We start from the raw sequence: 15,346 nt of genomic DNA on the forward strand, positions 1-15,346 counted from the left end.
GCCACAAAAAAAGAACCATTATATCACGGTTCTTCTTCATTCTAACAAAATGTCACTATTTACAGCATTATTTTTCAACTAAACTGTGCATTTCATTCTTATCACAGGAAATTTACAACAACCATGATGCTCCTATCCCGAAAACAAAATAAAAAGCCCTAAAGATAGGACTTTTCGACAATCAACTATATTAAATGTCTAAATACAAAACTAACTTTATCATAGTCCATTTTATCTTCATAAAACCGATGAGCGTCTATTCGCTGTAATCCAGAAGACAGTGCAACACTCTCATAATGATGACCATCCGCCCATTCATGAATAAAATTAAGCAATTTTTCACCGTAGCCCATTGAACGTTTACTTGAATCAGTAACCAAATCACAAACCCAGACAAATCTACCATAATAAAGGGTAATCATCGGTTTGAAGCCAGTAACAGCAACGATTTCTTTCCCATCCAATAATGCGAACAGTTTGTAACTGTCTTTTGCTTTTGCCTCTAAGACTAATTCGAGATAAGTCTTTTCGTCAAGATGTGTTCTTAACTGCTTCATTACCGTAAAACCAGAGATAATTTCATCTTCCGTCTGCAATTCTTTAATAAAAATATCAGTCATACCGTTCACCTGTTTTCTAAATTTTTAGATTATTCATTTTACCACATACTACCAAAAATAAGAAATAGGCAAGAAGGCAAGCCTGAGTTGTATAGGCTTGCCTCGATATGATGATATTCAAAAATGAAGCAGATTACCCTCTTCTTCCGCCTCTGCCACCGCGTTTTGTTTCGGTGTTGCGCTTTAGAGAGGATAAATTCTCTTCACTTGCCTTTAAGAATTTAGCCATTTTATCTTCAAAGCTTTCTTTTGGTTTAAAGTTACCTTTTGAACGAAAGTCTTTTGAACGGTTATCGGATCTCCCCTGACGTGCTGGACGTTGAGAATAAGAAGAAGTTTGCGCTTCTGGTTTATCAATAGCTTTTTTGATTGACAAGGCAGTTTTTCCGTCTTTTTCACTAATTACCTTAACTTCAACTTGGTCGCCTACTTTAAGATGGTCATTCACGTCTTTTACATAACTGTCTGCTACTTCACTAATATGCACTAGACCTGTTGTTCCACCTGGTAATTCGACAAATGCTCCAAAATTGGTGATACCTGTTACTTTTCCTTGTACCTTACTGCCTACTTCGATTGACATAAAAAAATGATCCTCCTCAATAATCATAAAAACACTTCAAACTATATTATAACAAATCTAGAGTGATAATTGCTCTATAGGAATTATTTTCCCTATAAGATTTTTTATTCCTTAAAACCAAAAATTCCCAACACCAACCAAAAATAACTTAAAAATTAAGGTCGCGGTGCAAACAGCATGACTCCCACACCAACTAAGCATATCACTGCACCAACCCAATCATACAAATCAGGCGTTTTTTTATCAATGCCCCATCCCCATAATACAGAAAGAACGATAAAAACGCCACCGTAAGCAGCATAAACTCGTCCAAACGATGGAAAGGTTTGAAAAGTTGCAATTACACCGTATAAAGCTAGTGCGATTCCGCCAAAAATCCCCCAATAAAATGGCCTACCTTCTCGTAACCACTGCCAAATAAGATATCCGCCGCCTATTTCACCAATCCCTGCTAAAATAAATAATAAGACTGAATAAACGATTCTGACCACTTCCTATAGCTATTACTAGAAGTATACAACATTTCCATTGAGAATTGCTCTCATATTTTAGCGATTAGAAACAATTCTTCATTGAAAAAGGAACTATTTCATTTAATAATAAAGAAATAAGAAAAACTCAACTAGAGAAAACACACATAATAGAGGAGGAGCTTTTTTGACTAGCAATTTAAAATTAGTCATATTTGACATGGATGGATTAATGTTTGATACAGAAAGAATTGGCCATACTGCCTGGGAGCGTGTAGCCGAAAAATATCAATTCTCCTATTCAATCGATATTACGAAGCGTTATATTGGCAAAAATCGTGCTGCGATTATTTCCTTGTTAAAAGCAGAATATGGTGAGCATGCCCCAGTTGAAAAGTGGCATGAGGAAGCATGGGAGGTGCGCAAGGAAATTTATCAAGAAAATGGTACACTAGGACTGAAACCAGGTTTAGTTGAGCTATTATCATTTCTACAAAATCTGAACATTAAAATGGCCGTTGCATCTTCTAGTCTCCATTCCGATATTATCCACCATTTACACCATGAAGGACTATCTCAATACTTCGATTTTGTTGTCGGCGGAGACCAGGTAGCAGTAAGCAAACCTAATCCAGAAATCTTTTTGAAGCCCTGCCTTGCTCTAGATGTATCACCAGAAAATGCTCTAGTCATCGAAGATTCCTATAACGGATTCCTTGCCGCTAGAACAGCTGGTATTCCTGTTATCGTTGTCCCTGATCTTGTTGAACCTTCGCAAGAGGTTTTAAAAGACGCCACGGGTGTATTCCCTAGCCTACATGAAGTGAAAGGCTTTATCGAATCAAGCCTCAGTTTGGTACCATAGCGGTAATGCTATGGTATTTTTCTATACTGCAATCGCCTCGGTGTTTCCTAGCAATCACTCTTTCGTAAAATATCAATACAGTTTAAAACAGCAAAAATGGGAGGTCCCCCTCCCATTTTTGCTGTTTTATTATTCTGGATCTACCTTTGTATTAAATACTTGCTTACCATCTTTGTATTCTAATACAGTTGCTGATTTGATTGGATTATGATTTTTATCAATGGTTACAATACCAGTTACAAGTGACAAGTCTTTTGTTTCTGCTAAAGCATCTTTAATCTTTTCAGAATCAGTGCTTCCTGTACGTTTAATGGCATCCGCTAATAAATAGACGGTGTCATAACCAAGCGCGTTAAATGCGTTAGGTGAAGTGCCTTCGTTCTTGTCTTTGAACGTTTCAACGAATGTTTGGATCTTTTTATCTGGGTCTTCAGAAGAATAGTGGTTTGTAATAAATGTGTTGTTAAGCGCATCAGCGCCAGCTAATTCAACTAGCTTTGGAGAATCCCAACCGTCAGCACCCATTAATGGTACATCGATTCCAGCTTCTCGAGCTTGTTTTACGATTAAGCCCACTTCTTCATAGTATCCCGGAATAAAGATGAAATCTGGATTTTTCCCTTTAATACGAGTTAATGTTGAACGGAAATCTGTATCTTTACCTACATAAGCTTCTTCCGCAACGATTTTTCCACCAGCCTTTTCAAATGTTTCTTTGAAAGAATCTGCTAGACCTTTTGCATAATCACTAGCACTGTCAGCAAAAATGGCTGCTGTTTTTACTTTTAATTCCTTTGCTGCGAAATTTGCTGCAACAGTTCCTTGGAACGGATCAATAAATGATGTACGGAACGCATATTCATTCAGTTTCCCATCTTCATTTACTGTTACGTTTGGTGCTGTTCCAGATGGGGATAATAAAACAGTCTTTGTATCATTTGCGATTTGTACCTGTGCTACTGTATTACCACTCGTTGCAGCTCCAATTATAGCTGTAACCTTATCTTGGCTTGTTAATTTAATGGCTGCACTCGTTGCTTCTGCTGCCTCTGATTTATTGTCTACTTTTACAAGTTTAATCTTTTTGCCATCTATTCCGCCATCTTTATTAATTTCTTCAACTGCAATGTCGATTCCTTTTTCTAGTGATTCTCCATAGGATGCTACCCCACCAGATAACTCAAGGTTTACGCCTAATTTAATCGTATCTGCATCTTTAGTGCCACCTGAATCTTCTTTTGCACCTGAACATCCAGCTAGAATACCAGCTACCAATGTTGATGCCATCACAAGCTTTGTCCATTTTTTCTTCATTTTTGATGTCTCCTTTTACTGATTTTTCTGACAAATTAACATAAAAGATATTTTCGTTTCCTTCTAAAAGAAACTGATGAAAACTACTTTTTAATTAATAATTAGTATTTTAAAACAATTCCATCTATTCGTCTAGTATAATATTTTTATTTTTTAATATTTCTGAAATATATTCATATTTTCGTAACAACTATTGAAATATTCGTAATAAATTTTTATTTTTTTATTTACAATATTTCAATACTTCTAAAACATTATAATGTGTTATTATTTCGATATATAAAATTAGAAAAAATTAACAGAGATCTTGAACAATGATTGCTATAATAACTAGGTTTTATTCCAGTATCATTTTATTTTCTAATTCATATCGATTTTTTCAATAAGTAATCTCCTTTTTAATCGATTTCATCCGTTGGTACTGTGGTTATTATTGAGGTAACATGAATATCGTACGAAACTTAAAAAGGAGACTACCAATGAAAAGACAAATAGCTATTATTCTAGGGATATTTATGCTTTTTCTGCTCGCAGCCTGCTCAGGTGATTCTGAAAAGGATACGGCCAATAAAGAAACGAATACGAAAGAAAAACAAATTGAGACAATTAAAATCGGTATGATTCCGGACCAAAATACTGCTGATTTAAACAGAAGCATGGATGATTTCGCAAAAGATCTTGCAGAAAAAACAGGTCTTAAAACTGAATTTGTCCCTTCAGTTGATTATGCAGCACTAGTAACTGCGTTCGAACGCGGAGAAATACAATTAGCGTGGTTTGGTGGATTAACAGGTGTGCAAGCTAGAAACTTAGTCCCTGAAGCAGAGGCAATTGCTCAAAGACCAATTGATACACAGTTTAAATCTGTTTTTATCGCTAATAATGATTTGGATATTGATTCTTTAGAGGATCTTAAAGGAAAAACTTTCACATTCGGGAGTGAAAGTTCAACATCCGGCCATTTAATGCCTCGTTATTTTATGACGGAAGCTGGAGTCAACCCTGATAAAGATCTTGATGGAAATCCTAACTATTCAGGTTCCCATGATAAAACCTATAAATTAGTTGAATCTGGTGCATTCCAAACTGGTGCTCTTAACATTTCAGTATGGGAAGCAGCGGTAAATGAAGGCAAAGTTGACACAAGTAAAGTAAAGGTTTTTTACACAACTCCTGAGTACTATGACTATAACTGGACCGCCAACAAGATGGATAAAGAAACAAAAGAAAAGATAAAGAGTGCGATTCTTTCAATGAAAGCTGGGGACAATGAAGTTATGACCCTTCTTTCAACAGATAAGTTTATTGAAGCTAACAATAATAATTACAAGGCAATCGAGAAGGTTGCGAAAGAACTAAAGATTATCAAGTAGGTGACACTGCGTGTCTGAACAGAATATGATCGAAATCAATCAAATATCGAAACAATTTGAGCGGAAGATAGCATTATCTTCCCTTTCTTTTGCTGTAAAAAAAGGAGAATTAATTGCCCTGATTGGACCAAGTGGAGCAGGTAAAACGACCTTGCTTAATATTCTTGCTGCAATTCTCAAGGCTGATCAAGGGGAATTGCTCGTTGATGGAAAAACGTTGCAGCAATACGCAAACCAAAAGGACCGCGCAAAAAAAATTGGGATGATTCGGCAGCAGTTTGATTTAGTTGGCCAGCTTGCTGTTATCCATAATGTCCTAGCAGGCAGGCTCGTTGATTGGGGCTTTTTCAAATCACTGTTTTCTTTATTTATCCCACAGGAAAAGCAAACAGCACTCCATGCTTTAAATCGGGTAGGACTTGCAGATAAGCTATATGAACGAACCGCAAATTTATCTGGTGGAGAACAGCAGCGTGTTGCCCTAGCTCGCCTTCTCATGCAAAAGCCTGAAATCATTCTTGCGGATGAACCAGTCGCTTCACTTGATCCATCAAGAGCTGAAGATATTCTTAGAATACTGACGACACTTGCTAGGGAAGAAAATCAAACGGTCATTGCTAGTCTGCACTCAGTGGAGTATGCCAAAAAGTATTTTTCAAGGTTGATTGCCCTTAAAGATGGTCAATTGTTCTTTGACCTACCTGCTGATTCTGTCACAAACGAGCAGCTTCAGGAGCTATACCAGCTAAAGGAGCTGAATTAAATGCTCTCGTTTGATTTGCATAAGAGGAAGATCTTAACTTTGTTTCTGATTCTCGTGTTTGTCTGGAGCCTTTTTGCAGTGGAGTGGGGTCCAGAAGTTATGCATGCAAGCGGATTAAGTACAGCAATAGAAATTTTTGCTGCGATGATTCAGCCTGATCTTTCTTCTGAAATTATAGCACTTTCGATTCAATCTGCTTGGCTAACCCTCGCCTATGCCACGGCCGGCATGAGCCTAGCCCTTATCCTTGCTTTAATAATCGGAATTCTCGCATCAGGCGTATTGACATCACGGAAAGGAACGCAATCCTTTATGAGCGGATTTTTCCGTGGTGTTCTTGGTTTTATGCGTGCCATTCACGAGCTTGTTTGGGCTTGGCTGTTTGTGGCTTCATTTGGACTTTCCCCTTATGCTGCTGTTTTTGCCCTAGCGATTCCATACGGCGGGATTCTTGGAAGAATTTTTGCCGATATGCTTAATGATGTTCCCGAAGAACCAATTAAAGCACTTAGAGCAGCTGGTGCTTCTAAACTTCAGTGCCTTTTTTACGGGTATTTACCTAGCGTAAAAGCAAGTATGATTAGCTACACAATGTATCGTTATGAGTGTTCAATAAGATCCTCCGCTATTATGAGTTTCGTTGGGCTTGGCGGGCTTGGCTATCAAATTCAGCTTTCTCTAAATGATCTTAACTATCAGGAGGTTTGGACCTTCATGTATTTCCTTATTATTCTGGTCCTTTTCATTGATGGCTGGAGCAATATGATTAGAAGGCGGATGGCGCTATGAAGAAAAAACGAAAAATGACTTTTCTTTCTTTTTCTATCTATTTGTTTTTTCTCTTAATTGCAGCATCATGGTACTTCATTATAGGGGTGGAAAAAGCAAGTCTTGTTGACTTATTTTCAGGCGAGAATGTTCAGTATGCTAGCAAGTTTTTTAAAGGGCTGATCGGAATCGGTGAAGATGACATTGCTTTTTTAAATCGTGAAAGCTGGTCGGATGCGGCGAAGTTAACGATTGAAACATTGAAAATGAGTATTATGGCCATCGGCTTTTCTACAATTGTTATGTTCTTAACCGTTATTCCTGCTGCACGTAACATGGCTGATGGAACACTCACATTATCGCGAAAATGGTATCACTGGTTTATTTTTGGTATGATTCGCGTTACCTACCTTTTTAGCCGCTCCGTTCCTGAGCTCGTTTGGGCGATGATTATTATCTTTATTTTTAAACCAGGAATTTTGCCAGGTGCGATTGCACTTGCCCTTCATAATTTTGGGATATTAGGAAAACTATGTGCAGAGGTAATCGAGGATATGGATTCACGACCCATTCGCAATCTAGCCAGTGCCGGAGCTGGACGGGCACAAATTCTAATGTACGGCGTCCTGCCGAGCGTGTTGCCACAGTTTCTTACCTATATTCTGTACAGATGGGAAGTCATCATGCGGACGACGATAGTGGTTGGTTTTGTCGGTGCTGGCGGCCTTGGCCAACAATTTAAACTGAGCATGAGCTTCTTTCACTATACCGAAATTACCTTGATGCTTATATGCTATATCATCCTTGTCGTTTTCGCTGATTTTATATCAGATAAATCGAGATTTTTTGTAAAATAATGAACTTTTCTAGAACGTTAAAAAATGTTTGAAATCGTGATAGTTGTGGTATTCTGAATAAGAGAATTTTCCACTAAGGGTGTGGTCGGATGCGATTGAATAAATTTATTAGCGAGTCTGGAAAGGCTTCTAGACGCGGTGCAGATAAATTGATTAGTGAAGGACGCGTTAAAATCAACGGGAGAGTCGCAAAAATTGGCGATCAAGTAAAGCCGGGCGACGAGGTTCTCGTCAGTGGTGACCGTATTACTGTTGCCCGCAATAACGTGTATATTGCCTTAAACAAACCAGTAGGTATTACGAGTACAACCGAAAAAAATGTAAAAGGGAATATCGTTGATTTAGTTAACCATCCATTACGGATTTTCAATATTGGACGGTTGGACAAAGAATCAGAAGGCTTAATCCTTTTAACAAATGATGGCGATATCGTAAATGAAATCCTTCGTGCTGAAAACAAGCATGAAAAAGAATATATCGTGACAGTCGACAAGCCGATTACGCCTGAATTTTTGAAGAAGATGTCTGACGGCGTAAAAATATTAGACACAAAAACACTACCATGTGAGGTTACACAGCTGTCAAAATATGTTTTTCAAATTATTTTAACGCAAGGGCTGAATCGACAAATTCGCCGGATGTGTGAAGCACTTGGTTATGAGGTATATCGTCTGCAACGAACGAGAATTATGAACATTCAACTTGGCAATCTACCTGTTGGCCAATGGCGTGATTTAACAAAAAAGAAAAGGCCCAGCTCTTCAAAGAATTAGGCTACGAACCAACTGATTGGTAAAATCTACTTCTGACGCTGACCTTTATGAAATGAAGAAATCCCACAAGATTTTGTGGGATTTCTTCATTTCTTTTTATTTTTGGGAATCAAGATTAAAACACAGACCTAATCAACTATTACTTACTCTCTTTGCAGTCTGCGGCTTATCCTTTTCCAATAAAACAATTAAAGCGGGCAACAGGATACCTCGAATTAAGAAGGTATCCAGAAGGATTCCGACGGCGACAATGAAGCCGAACACAAATAATAATTGAATTGGCTGGGTCATTAATACCGCAAACGTTGAGGCAAGAATAATCCCCGCAGACGAAATGACACCACCTGTATTGGCAACTGCAATTTCCACCGACTTTTTCACAGGATGGTGCACTCTTTCCTCCATGTACCTCGAAATTAAAATGATATTGTAATCAATACCTAATGCGACTAAAAAGACAAATGAATATAGAGGTACACGGTTGCTTATTGTATTAATATCAAAGAATAGGTTCGTTAAGAACATTCCTAAACCTACAGCCGCAAGGAATGAAATTAAAATGGTTCCCATCATGTAGATTGGCATTTTTACCGACTTCGTTAACACAATCAGCAGTGAAAAAATCAATAGTGATTCGAGTAAAACAATCACGATTAAATCGCGATTATTTGTAGAGCGGTCATCCACTTTCTTTGCTGTTTCCCCCGCAAAGTGAAGTTCCCCATCAAGGTTTACATCTCTGACAAGCTTATCTGCCTTATCCCTCATCTTTTCGAGAGCATCGATTGTCTTAGAAGCATACGGACTTTCAGCAAAGGTAAGACTATATTGAATGACCTTTTGATCCTCCGTCATTCCGTTAGGACGAACATTGCTCACTAGAGGCTGATTGGCTAATACTTTTTGTAATTTGGCTTGTTGCTCGCTTGTGACTGGTTTATCCGCTTCAAACAATACGGTCGTTTGCGCTAAGTCCCCTTTTTCAAACTTTTCTTCTAAAATTTCATAACCTACTCTTGATGGCATATCTTTAGGGAACGATTTCATCGTATCGAATTCATAATTTATGTTCAGCATATTTAATGCAGACAATAGCAGGACAAATCCGATTACAGTACCTGCAACAACTGGCTTTCTAACCACAAAACTTCCGATTTTTCCCCATATCGTGTTCGTTTTTTCCGTTGCTTCCCCTACCTTTGGAATTTTTGGCCAGAAGGATTTCCGCCCAAAAAGTGTAAATAAGGCTGGAACGAGTGTGATCGATGCGACCATAATAATCGCCATTGCTGTTGCAAAAATTGGAGCAAAATTTCGGTAGTCTCCAAACTTCGCAAAGAATAGAACAAGCATCGCCGCTAATACCGTTCCCCCTGAGAAGAAAACTGGCATCCCCGTTTCTCTCATTGCACATTTCATTGCATCGTATTTACTTTCATTCTTTTTAAGCTCTTCACGGTAACGCGAAAAAACAAATAATGAATAATCAATAACCGCGGCAAACAATAGAATCGACATAATCGATAGTGTTTGATTGTTTAAAAGTAACCCCGCCTTCCCCATGAGACCTAGCGTTTGATTCACCACTTCATAAACAAAGCCTGCTGCTAGAAGCGGGATAAGGGCTAGTAATGGTGATCGGTAAATTACAATTAATAAAACTAGGATTAAGCCTACAGTCGACAGAATCAAAACGACATCAGCTCGAGAAAAAAGATTAAGTGAATCAACAGCAATACCGGTCGGACCTGTGATATTTAGAGATAAATTAGTAGAATCCTTGATGATTTCGCTTATTTTCTCTTGTGATGTTCTCATTTCCTTCGATTCCAGTGATGACTCGAAGGTTAACGGAAGAATCAATGTAGTTTGGTCCTTTGAAAAGAAGCTACTGGTTGCTTCGGGCGGCATCTTTGTTAAAGGAACAATTTCTTTAATTCCTTCAATCTCGTTTATTTTCGTAAATAACGGGATTAGATCTGCGACTTTCACTTTCCCTCCATCCTTCGCTTGGAAGACTAGTATCGCAGGGGTTCCATCGTTATTTTCAAAATACTGATCGAGCTTATTTTGAGCAATGGTTGATTTAGCATCGGCTGGAATGGAATCGATGCTGGATGATTCATAGTCCTTTGCACTAGGTGCCAGCGTTGCTAATAATATCGTGGCTAATAGCCAAATACTGAGCGTAATCCACATTCCTTTACGGGACGTTACCTTGTCAGTTATGGACTGTAATAATGATTTCATTTTCCCCTCCTGCTAGTGTATTAATTTTTTAACATTATCTATTTATTATAATACTTTCTATCACCAAACATTATTATTTAGTAATGAAGCTTCGGTTACAAAAAAAGAACCAGAGCTAGGTTAGCCAATAGGGCAACTCATAGCTCTGGTCCTTGGTAGATTATCCTATTTGCTACTGTAACCATAAGGTTTTGGCAATCCAGCGTCCATGCGTAAAACCTAAATTTACAATTCCATATACAAAAAAATCAGTGCCAAATCCGGCAAGGATTCCTGTAATGAGCCGTCGTATGTTAGTACTTACATAGTTTGTTCGAAACTGGACCATACCATCAATAATTAATGGAATAAGCAACAGAAGAGCAAACCAAAGTTCAAGACTCCCAAAAGTAAAGGCATAAAGAAGCCCAACCATATAACCTATGAAAATACCAGTACACCGAGCACACAATGGTAATTGCTTTCCTCGAAAAAGAATGAACGTTCAGGTAGCCGATGGCACATAAATAGTAAACTCATAACCTTCTCCATATGATTATATCCAAACTAAAAGTATAGAATGGTTTCAGCAAATATCCCTAATACAATCGAAAGAACATATAAAAGCACACTAATTCCAAAACCAATTAACGCCCATTTCCCAACTGATTTTGCGGATAGCGGTTTGTCATCTTTCCAAACGAAATAAAGAATAAGGCCCACTATTGGAAAACAGCAGGCCACAAGATTTAACAATGTTGACGGTTGATCAATGCCCGCACTTATTTTTTGTGCCAAGAAGGAACCACAATTCGGACAAGCCTCAGCACGATTGCTAAGCTCACTTCCACATTCATTACAATACATAATTAGCCTCCCATTCTGGTTTCTGTGCCAAACTTTAGGATGTATTTCCCCCTGTTTAAGCATATTCTCTTGTTTGTACGGCTTCATTTTAATAATTAAGATCAAGACAGTTAGCTTTGTTACTCATGGGTAATTATATTTTGCAGAAAGTGAAAACATACCTGAAAACACACAAAACCCTAGGAGGGGTTTCCTACCTAGGGTTTGACAAATGATTACTCTGCTCCTTTTTTCATATCGAGCTTTGTTGTGGTGATAAGTTCTTTCGTTTCTTTATTGATCATTTCTATTTTTCCATCTGTTATTGGAAATCCATCTTCTACATACCATATGTACATATTTTCTAGCCTATATTCTTTCACTTTACTAGAATCAAGCATGTTCAAATTCAACAAAGTGGCTTCTTTCCCATTTACCTTAATGATGGGTTGAACTTCACTGCGAACGAGTCCATAAACAAAATAGTCGTCATGAACCACATACTTGTCCAACGTTAAATAGTCTGCTTCCTCACCCATTGTCGTATACAAAAGATTACCCTCTGTTTTCCAGCCAAAAATCCCATGCTCGAGAAAGGTTGCTCCCATTTTCTTACTTTCCTTCATAAAAAAATATAAGGAAACATTATTTTTCTTATAGCCTGGAATGATTAGTAAGTTGGGTTCTAGATCCAATAAAGCATCACTTGGCTCCTCGAACGACCGTGCTTTTTCACTTGTATACCAATTGAACCCGACAAATAAGATTAAAATAACAAAAATACTGACTGACAGTCGGGCTTGTGCAAGTTTCCCCAAAACTTTCTCCTCCCCTTTATGAATAGAATCAAATAAATAAAACTCCCCCAACTAAATTTTCCATTTTCTATAGATAAACATCAAGAGATCAACTCGATATTTTTTCACAAAGAAAAAAACAATACTATAGAGAACTACTCCAAAAACAAAGATATTTATGATCATTCCAATAAAAAACACCTTTGTGACCGTGCTCCCCGCGTGAAAAATATCGTGCATATGATTAATATGACTGATGTGAACAGATACGATCGTTTCACCAACGATAACATTCAAATAAAACAAAAACGGAAATACCCATAGGAAGACAAGTCCTCCCAAAAGTCCTGCAACTATATTTCCCTTACACAACCTTGCACCTAGAGCTGATAGTACAGGCCCTAAACCAAATGTTGGAACAAAGTGGACAAGTGCCCCTACTGTAAATCCAATCGCGATTCCATGAGCACTATCATTAAGTCTTAAAAGCCTTAACAATAAAAATTTCAAATTCCTTAGTTGTTTGATAATCATTAGCACCCGTCCTAATTTTTATATGGTGTTTAAATATTATATTTAATTATTTTCTTCAATTTAGGTTATCATTTAATATGTGTGATGTGAATTTAATAAGAGACTAAAACAGTATTAATGTTAAGATAAGAGTTATAGGAATTGTATAACCATGTTCATTATTTTACTAAAAGCTTGCACTTTACATCCATCAAAGTTGTTATTGCAAGAGAAAGAGTTGAAAACAATGCGATTTACAAAAATGATACCAAACATGTTTACACTTGGAAATTTATATTGCGGCTTCCTTTCAGTTGGATTTGCCGCAGTTGGCCATTACAAAAATGCTGCTATTTTGATATTAATTGGAATGATGTTGGATAGTATGGATGGTCGGCTCGCACGGATGTTAAATGCTGATACAGCCCTTGGGAAAGAGTTGGACTCTCTTGCTGATATTGTCACGTTTGGAGTGGCTCCTTCTTTCCTAGTATATTACACATATTTTTTTCAATTTGGACTACTAGGTTTAATGGTGGCAGGATTGTTTCCATTGTTTGGGGCTTATCGTCTTGCTAGATTTAATATTAGCACTAATAAATCTTCTTTAAATTATTTTATTGGTGTTCCGATTACAGCCGCAGGAGGAATCATTGCTCTACTAACTTTATTTGGGGATCGAATTCCGCAGATCGTGACCACGGTTATTTTTACAGCAATGTGCTTTTTAATGGTAAGTAAAATAAGAATTCCTAGCTTTAAGGAAATTCCACTTCCGAAATATGGGACAATCGTGACAATCTTCCTCGGTTGTTTATTATATGTTAGCTATGAAAGTACATATGAGCAATTTCCCTATCTAATTTATATTGCAACACCATTATATTTTGCCTATTTAGCTTATCGATTTGTAAAGAGTAAGAATCGCAAGGATATTGACTAAAGTAAGATTCCAGTTGGTTTTCAACCACTGGAGTTTTTTTGTTTGTGGAGCTGAATGAAAGATGTCAGATTGACTATTATTGAAAATATGATATATTAATATAACATTAACTCACTTTAACGCATAAAAGCTTAAAAGCATTTAAGCAATGTTAAGCGATCATATTTTTTAATAGAAAGGTAGTTACTGATGGAAACAAATCAGCATGAATTAAAAAAGGGCCTCTTACCAAGGCATGTTCAGTTTATGGCTTTAGCAGGAATGATTGGAACAGGAATCTTTAAAGGAAGCTCAGAAACATTAAATATGGCAGGCCCAAGTGTTATATTAGCCTATTTCATTGGCGGACTTTTGCTCTTTATTGTTATGGCGGCGATGGGCGAAATGGGTAGTGTTTATCCAAACGTGAATGTTCAAGGACTTGTTTATAAAGCCTTTGGCTACAGACCCTCATTCATTGTTGGCTGGCTTTATTGGGTTAACTGGATTCTCGTTATTACTGTTGAATTAATTGCGGCAGGTAGCTTCCTCCAGTATTGGCTTCCCTCCGTACCATTATGGGTTTTAAGCTTATTATGTGCCGGGTTCATTGTTGCGATTAACCTATTTCCAGTAAAACACTTTGGTGAGATGGAATTTTGGTTTGCCGGAATTAAAATATTAGCATTAACACTGTTTATTATATTAGGAGCACTTATTATTTTTGGTGCAGTGCCAAGTTCAATGGAAAATCCGATAACGAATTTGACTGGAAATGGTGGATTTTTCCCTAATGGCATTAGTGGTATGTTCGCTGCTTTCCTCGTTGTCATTTTCTCCTATGGTGGAGCAGAGTTAATAGGTGTCGCTGTATCAGAAACTAAGGATGCCAAACATGTTTTACCAAAAGTTGTGAAGGGTACTGTTTTTCGAGTAGTTATTTTTTATATGTTGCCGATCTTGATTATTTGCAGTATTATGCCGTGGAATCAGGTAACCGGAGAATCAAGTCCGTTCGTACAAGTTTTTGATTTAGCTGGAATCCCAGGGGCAGCCAATATCATGAATTTTGTCCTCATTACTGCCGTACTTTCAGCAGCAAATTCAGGAATTTACGCAACATCACGAACATTACACTCATTAGCCAAAAATGGTGAAGCCCCAAAGAGATTTTTGACCATCACGAAACATGGAATTCCATTAAACGGCATCTTGTTCGGGATGTTATTCATCTTAGCAGGAGTAATTTTATCGTATGTGACACCAGGCAAGGTCATTGGTTACCTTATGTCTATTCCTGGATTTACGGTAAATCTTGTTTGGATGGCCATATGCGGAGCACAGCTTAAGCTTCGAAAACAATATAAAAACACAGCAGATTTTAAAGTAATATGGCATCCCTATACAACCATTTTTGCGCTCGTCTCATTAGCATTAATTTTCGTATCATTCTTATTTAATACGAAAAATATTATTGGATCACTTGTCTGCGTCGTAACAATGATAATCATTACACTCCTATCGTTCGTTTATCATAAGGACAAGACCTCGAAACAAAAAATGCAAGTCAATCAACAATCTAAACAAATAATTTAACACAGTAAAGCGGTGGGGACAGTCCCCCACCGCTTTACTGTGTTAAAGTTTTATATA

The 15,346-nt window shown here is 37.4% G+C and carries 16 protein-coding genes and 1 pseudogene; 8 read left to right on the forward strand and 9 right to left on the reverse strand.

Annotated elements, in window-relative coordinates; translation table 11 throughout:
* Positions 1 to 185 precede the first annotated feature (185 nt).
* From RGF10_RS21340 to RGF10_RS21350, 3 genes are all read right to left on the reverse strand, one after another.
* Positions 186 to 620 (reverse strand): GNAT family N-acetyltransferase, encoded by a 435-nt coding sequence (locus RGF10_RS21340; RefSeq protein ID WP_318505607.1) that lies wholly within the window; start codon positions 618 to 620, stop codon positions 186 to 188.
* A gap of 133 nt (positions 621 to 753) precedes the next feature.
* A complete protein-coding gene (locus RGF10_RS21345) occupies positions 754 to 1,203 on the reverse strand; it encodes a S1 domain-containing RNA-binding protein (protein ID WP_318505609.1) in 450 nt (149 codons plus the stop codon).
* A 155-nt stretch (positions 1,204 to 1,358) separates the two neighbouring features.
* A complete protein-coding gene (locus RGF10_RS21350; RefSeq protein WP_412176655.1) occupies positions 1,359 to 1,694 on the reverse strand; it encodes a YnfA family protein in 336 nt (111 codons plus the stop codon).
* Between the two features lie 166 nt (positions 1,695 to 1,860).
* Between RGF10_RS21350 and RGF10_RS21355 the strand changes: the two genes are divergently transcribed.
* The gene (locus tag RGF10_RS21355) at positions 1,861 to 2,538 is read left to right on the forward strand and encodes an HAD family hydrolase (protein WP_318505611.1); all 678 of its coding nucleotides are present in this window, start codon (positions 1,861 to 1,863) and stop codon (positions 2,536 to 2,538) included.
* Positions 2,539 to 2,667: 129 nt separating this feature from the next.
* On the opposite strand, the gene RGF10_RS21360 is transcribed toward RGF10_RS21355, so the two are convergent.
* A complete protein-coding gene (locus RGF10_RS21360) occupies positions 2,668 to 3,852 on the reverse strand; it encodes an ABC transporter substrate-binding protein (RefSeq protein ID WP_318505613.1) in 1,185 nt (394 codons plus the stop codon).
* A 479-nt stretch (positions 3,853 to 4,331) separates the two neighbouring features.
* Here RGF10_RS21360 and RGF10_RS21365 point away from each other — a divergent pair, with 479 nt between their 5' ends.
* From RGF10_RS21365 to rluF, 5 genes and pseudogenes are all read left to right on the forward strand, one after another.
* A complete protein-coding gene (locus RGF10_RS21365; protein WP_318505615.1) occupies positions 4,332 to 5,225 on the forward strand; it encodes a putative selenate ABC transporter substrate-binding protein in 894 nt (297 codons plus the stop codon).
* Between the two features lie 10 nt (positions 5,226 to 5,235).
* Positions 5,236 to 5,988: a phosphonate ABC transporter ATP-binding protein gene (gene phnC / locus RGF10_RS21370; protein WP_318505617.1), complete on the forward strand. Its 753-nt coding sequence runs from the start codon at positions 5,236 to 5,238 to the stop codon at positions 5,986 to 5,988.
* A complete protein-coding gene (locus RGF10_RS21375; RefSeq protein ID WP_318505620.1) occupies positions 5,989 to 6,777 on the forward strand; it encodes a PhnE/PtxC family ABC transporter permease in 789 nt (262 codons plus the stop codon).
* Positions 6,774 to 7,613: a PhnE/PtxC family ABC transporter permease gene (locus RGF10_RS21380; RefSeq protein WP_318505622.1), complete on the forward strand. Its 840-nt coding sequence runs from the start codon at positions 6,774 to 6,776 to the stop codon at positions 7,611 to 7,613. Before RGF10_RS21375 ends, RGF10_RS21380 begins: the two co-directional genes overlap by 4 nt.
* Positions 7,614 to 7,702: 89 nt before the next feature.
* A pseudogene (gene rluF, locus RGF10_RS21385) lies at positions 7,703 to 8,409 on the forward strand (23S rRNA pseudouridine(2604) synthase RluF).
* 109 nt (positions 8,410 to 8,518) lie between these two features.
* Here rluF and RGF10_RS21390 read toward each other — a convergent pair.
* From RGF10_RS21390 to RGF10_RS21410, 5 genes are all read right to left on the reverse strand, one after another.
* Positions 8,519 to 10,636, reverse strand: coding sequence for an MMPL family transporter (locus RGF10_RS21390; RefSeq protein WP_318505623.1), 2,118 nt, complete (start codon positions 10,634 to 10,636; stop codon positions 8,519 to 8,521).
* Between the two features lie 172 nt (positions 10,637 to 10,808).
* Positions 10,809 to 11,114 (reverse strand): DUF2085 domain-containing protein, encoded by a 306-nt coding sequence (locus tag RGF10_RS21395; RefSeq protein WP_412176753.1) that lies wholly within the window; start codon positions 11,112 to 11,114, stop codon positions 10,809 to 10,811.
* Between the two features lie 68 nt (positions 11,115 to 11,182).
* Positions 11,183 to 11,482: a zinc ribbon domain-containing protein gene (locus tag RGF10_RS21400; protein WP_318505625.1), complete on the reverse strand. Its 300-nt coding sequence runs from the start codon at positions 11,480 to 11,482 to the stop codon at positions 11,183 to 11,185.
* 215 nt (positions 11,483 to 11,697) lie between these two features.
* Positions 11,698 to 12,279, reverse strand: coding sequence for a hypothetical protein (locus RGF10_RS21405; protein ID WP_318505626.1), 582 nt, complete (start codon positions 12,277 to 12,279; stop codon positions 11,698 to 11,700).
* Positions 12,280 to 12,330: 51 nt separating this feature from the next.
* Positions 12,331 to 12,792: a DUF2062 domain-containing protein gene (locus RGF10_RS21410; RefSeq protein ID WP_318505628.1), complete on the reverse strand. Its 462-nt coding sequence runs from the start codon at positions 12,790 to 12,792 to the stop codon at positions 12,331 to 12,333.
* A 226-nt stretch (positions 12,793 to 13,018) separates the two neighbouring features.
* Here RGF10_RS21410 and pssA point away from each other — a divergent pair, with 226 nt between their 5' ends.
* Positions 13,019 to 13,714, forward strand: coding sequence for a CDP-diacylglycerol--serine O-phosphatidyltransferase (pssA, locus tag RGF10_RS21415; RefSeq protein WP_318505630.1), 696 nt, complete (start codon positions 13,019 to 13,021; stop codon positions 13,712 to 13,714).
* Positions 13,715 to 13,903: 189 nt separating this feature from the next.
* Positions 13,904 to 15,289 carry an amino acid permease gene (locus RGF10_RS21420; protein ID WP_318505632.1) on the forward strand — a complete coding sequence of 462 codons (1,386 nt, stop codon included), beginning with the start codon at positions 13,904 to 13,906 and terminating at the stop codon, positions 15,287 to 15,289.
* Positions 15,290 to 15,346: the final 57 nt, after the last annotated feature.

The organism is Bacillus sp. T3 (genome assembly GCF_033449965.1).
GTDB lineage: Bacteria > Bacillota > Bacilli > Bacillales > Cytobacillaceae > Bacillus_BU.

What these genes read in the sequence shown, in the direction of transcription:
- RGF10_RS21340 (WP_318505607.1), bottom strand. Translation starts at nt 620, where the DNA reads ATGACTGATATTTTTATTAAAGAATTGCAGACGGAAGATGAAATTATC.
- RGF10_RS21345 (WP_318505609.1), bottom strand. Translation starts at nt 1,203, where the DNA reads ATGTCAATCGAAGTAGGCAGTAAGGTACAAGGAAAAGTAACAGGTATC.
- RGF10_RS21360 (WP_318505613.1), bottom strand. Translation starts at nt 3,852, where the DNA reads ATGAAGAAAAAATGGACAAAGCTTGTGATGGCATCAACATTGGTAGCT.
- RGF10_RS21365 (WP_318505615.1), top strand. Translation starts at nt 4,332, where the DNA reads ATGAAAAGACAAATAGCTATTATTCTAGGGATATTTATGCTTTTTCTG.
- RGF10_RS21375 (WP_318505620.1), top strand. Translation starts at nt 5,989, where the DNA reads ATGCTCTCGTTTGATTTGCATAAGAGGAAGATCTTAACTTTGTTTCTG.
- RGF10_RS21380 (WP_318505622.1), top strand. Translation starts at nt 6,774, where the DNA reads ATGAAGAAAAAACGAAAAATGACTTTTCTTTCTTTTTCTATCTATTTG.
- RGF10_RS21390 (WP_318505623.1), bottom strand. Translation starts at nt 10,636, where the DNA reads ATGAAATCATTATTACAGTCCATAACTGACAAGGTAACGTCCCGTAAA.
- RGF10_RS21400 (WP_318505625.1), bottom strand. Translation starts at nt 11,482, where the DNA reads ATGTATTGTAATGAATGTGGAAGTGAGCTTAGCAATCGTGCTGAGGCT.
- RGF10_RS21410 (WP_318505628.1), bottom strand. Translation starts at nt 12,792, where the DNA reads ATGATTATCAAACAACTAAGGAATTTGAAATTTTTATTGTTAAGGCTT.
- pssA (WP_318505630.1), top strand. Translation starts at nt 13,019, where the DNA reads ATGCGATTTACAAAAATGATACCAAACATGTTTACACTTGGAAATTTA.
- RGF10_RS21420 (WP_318505632.1), top strand. Translation starts at nt 13,904, where the DNA reads ATGGAAACAAATCAGCATGAATTAAAAAAGGGCCTCTTACCAAGGCAT.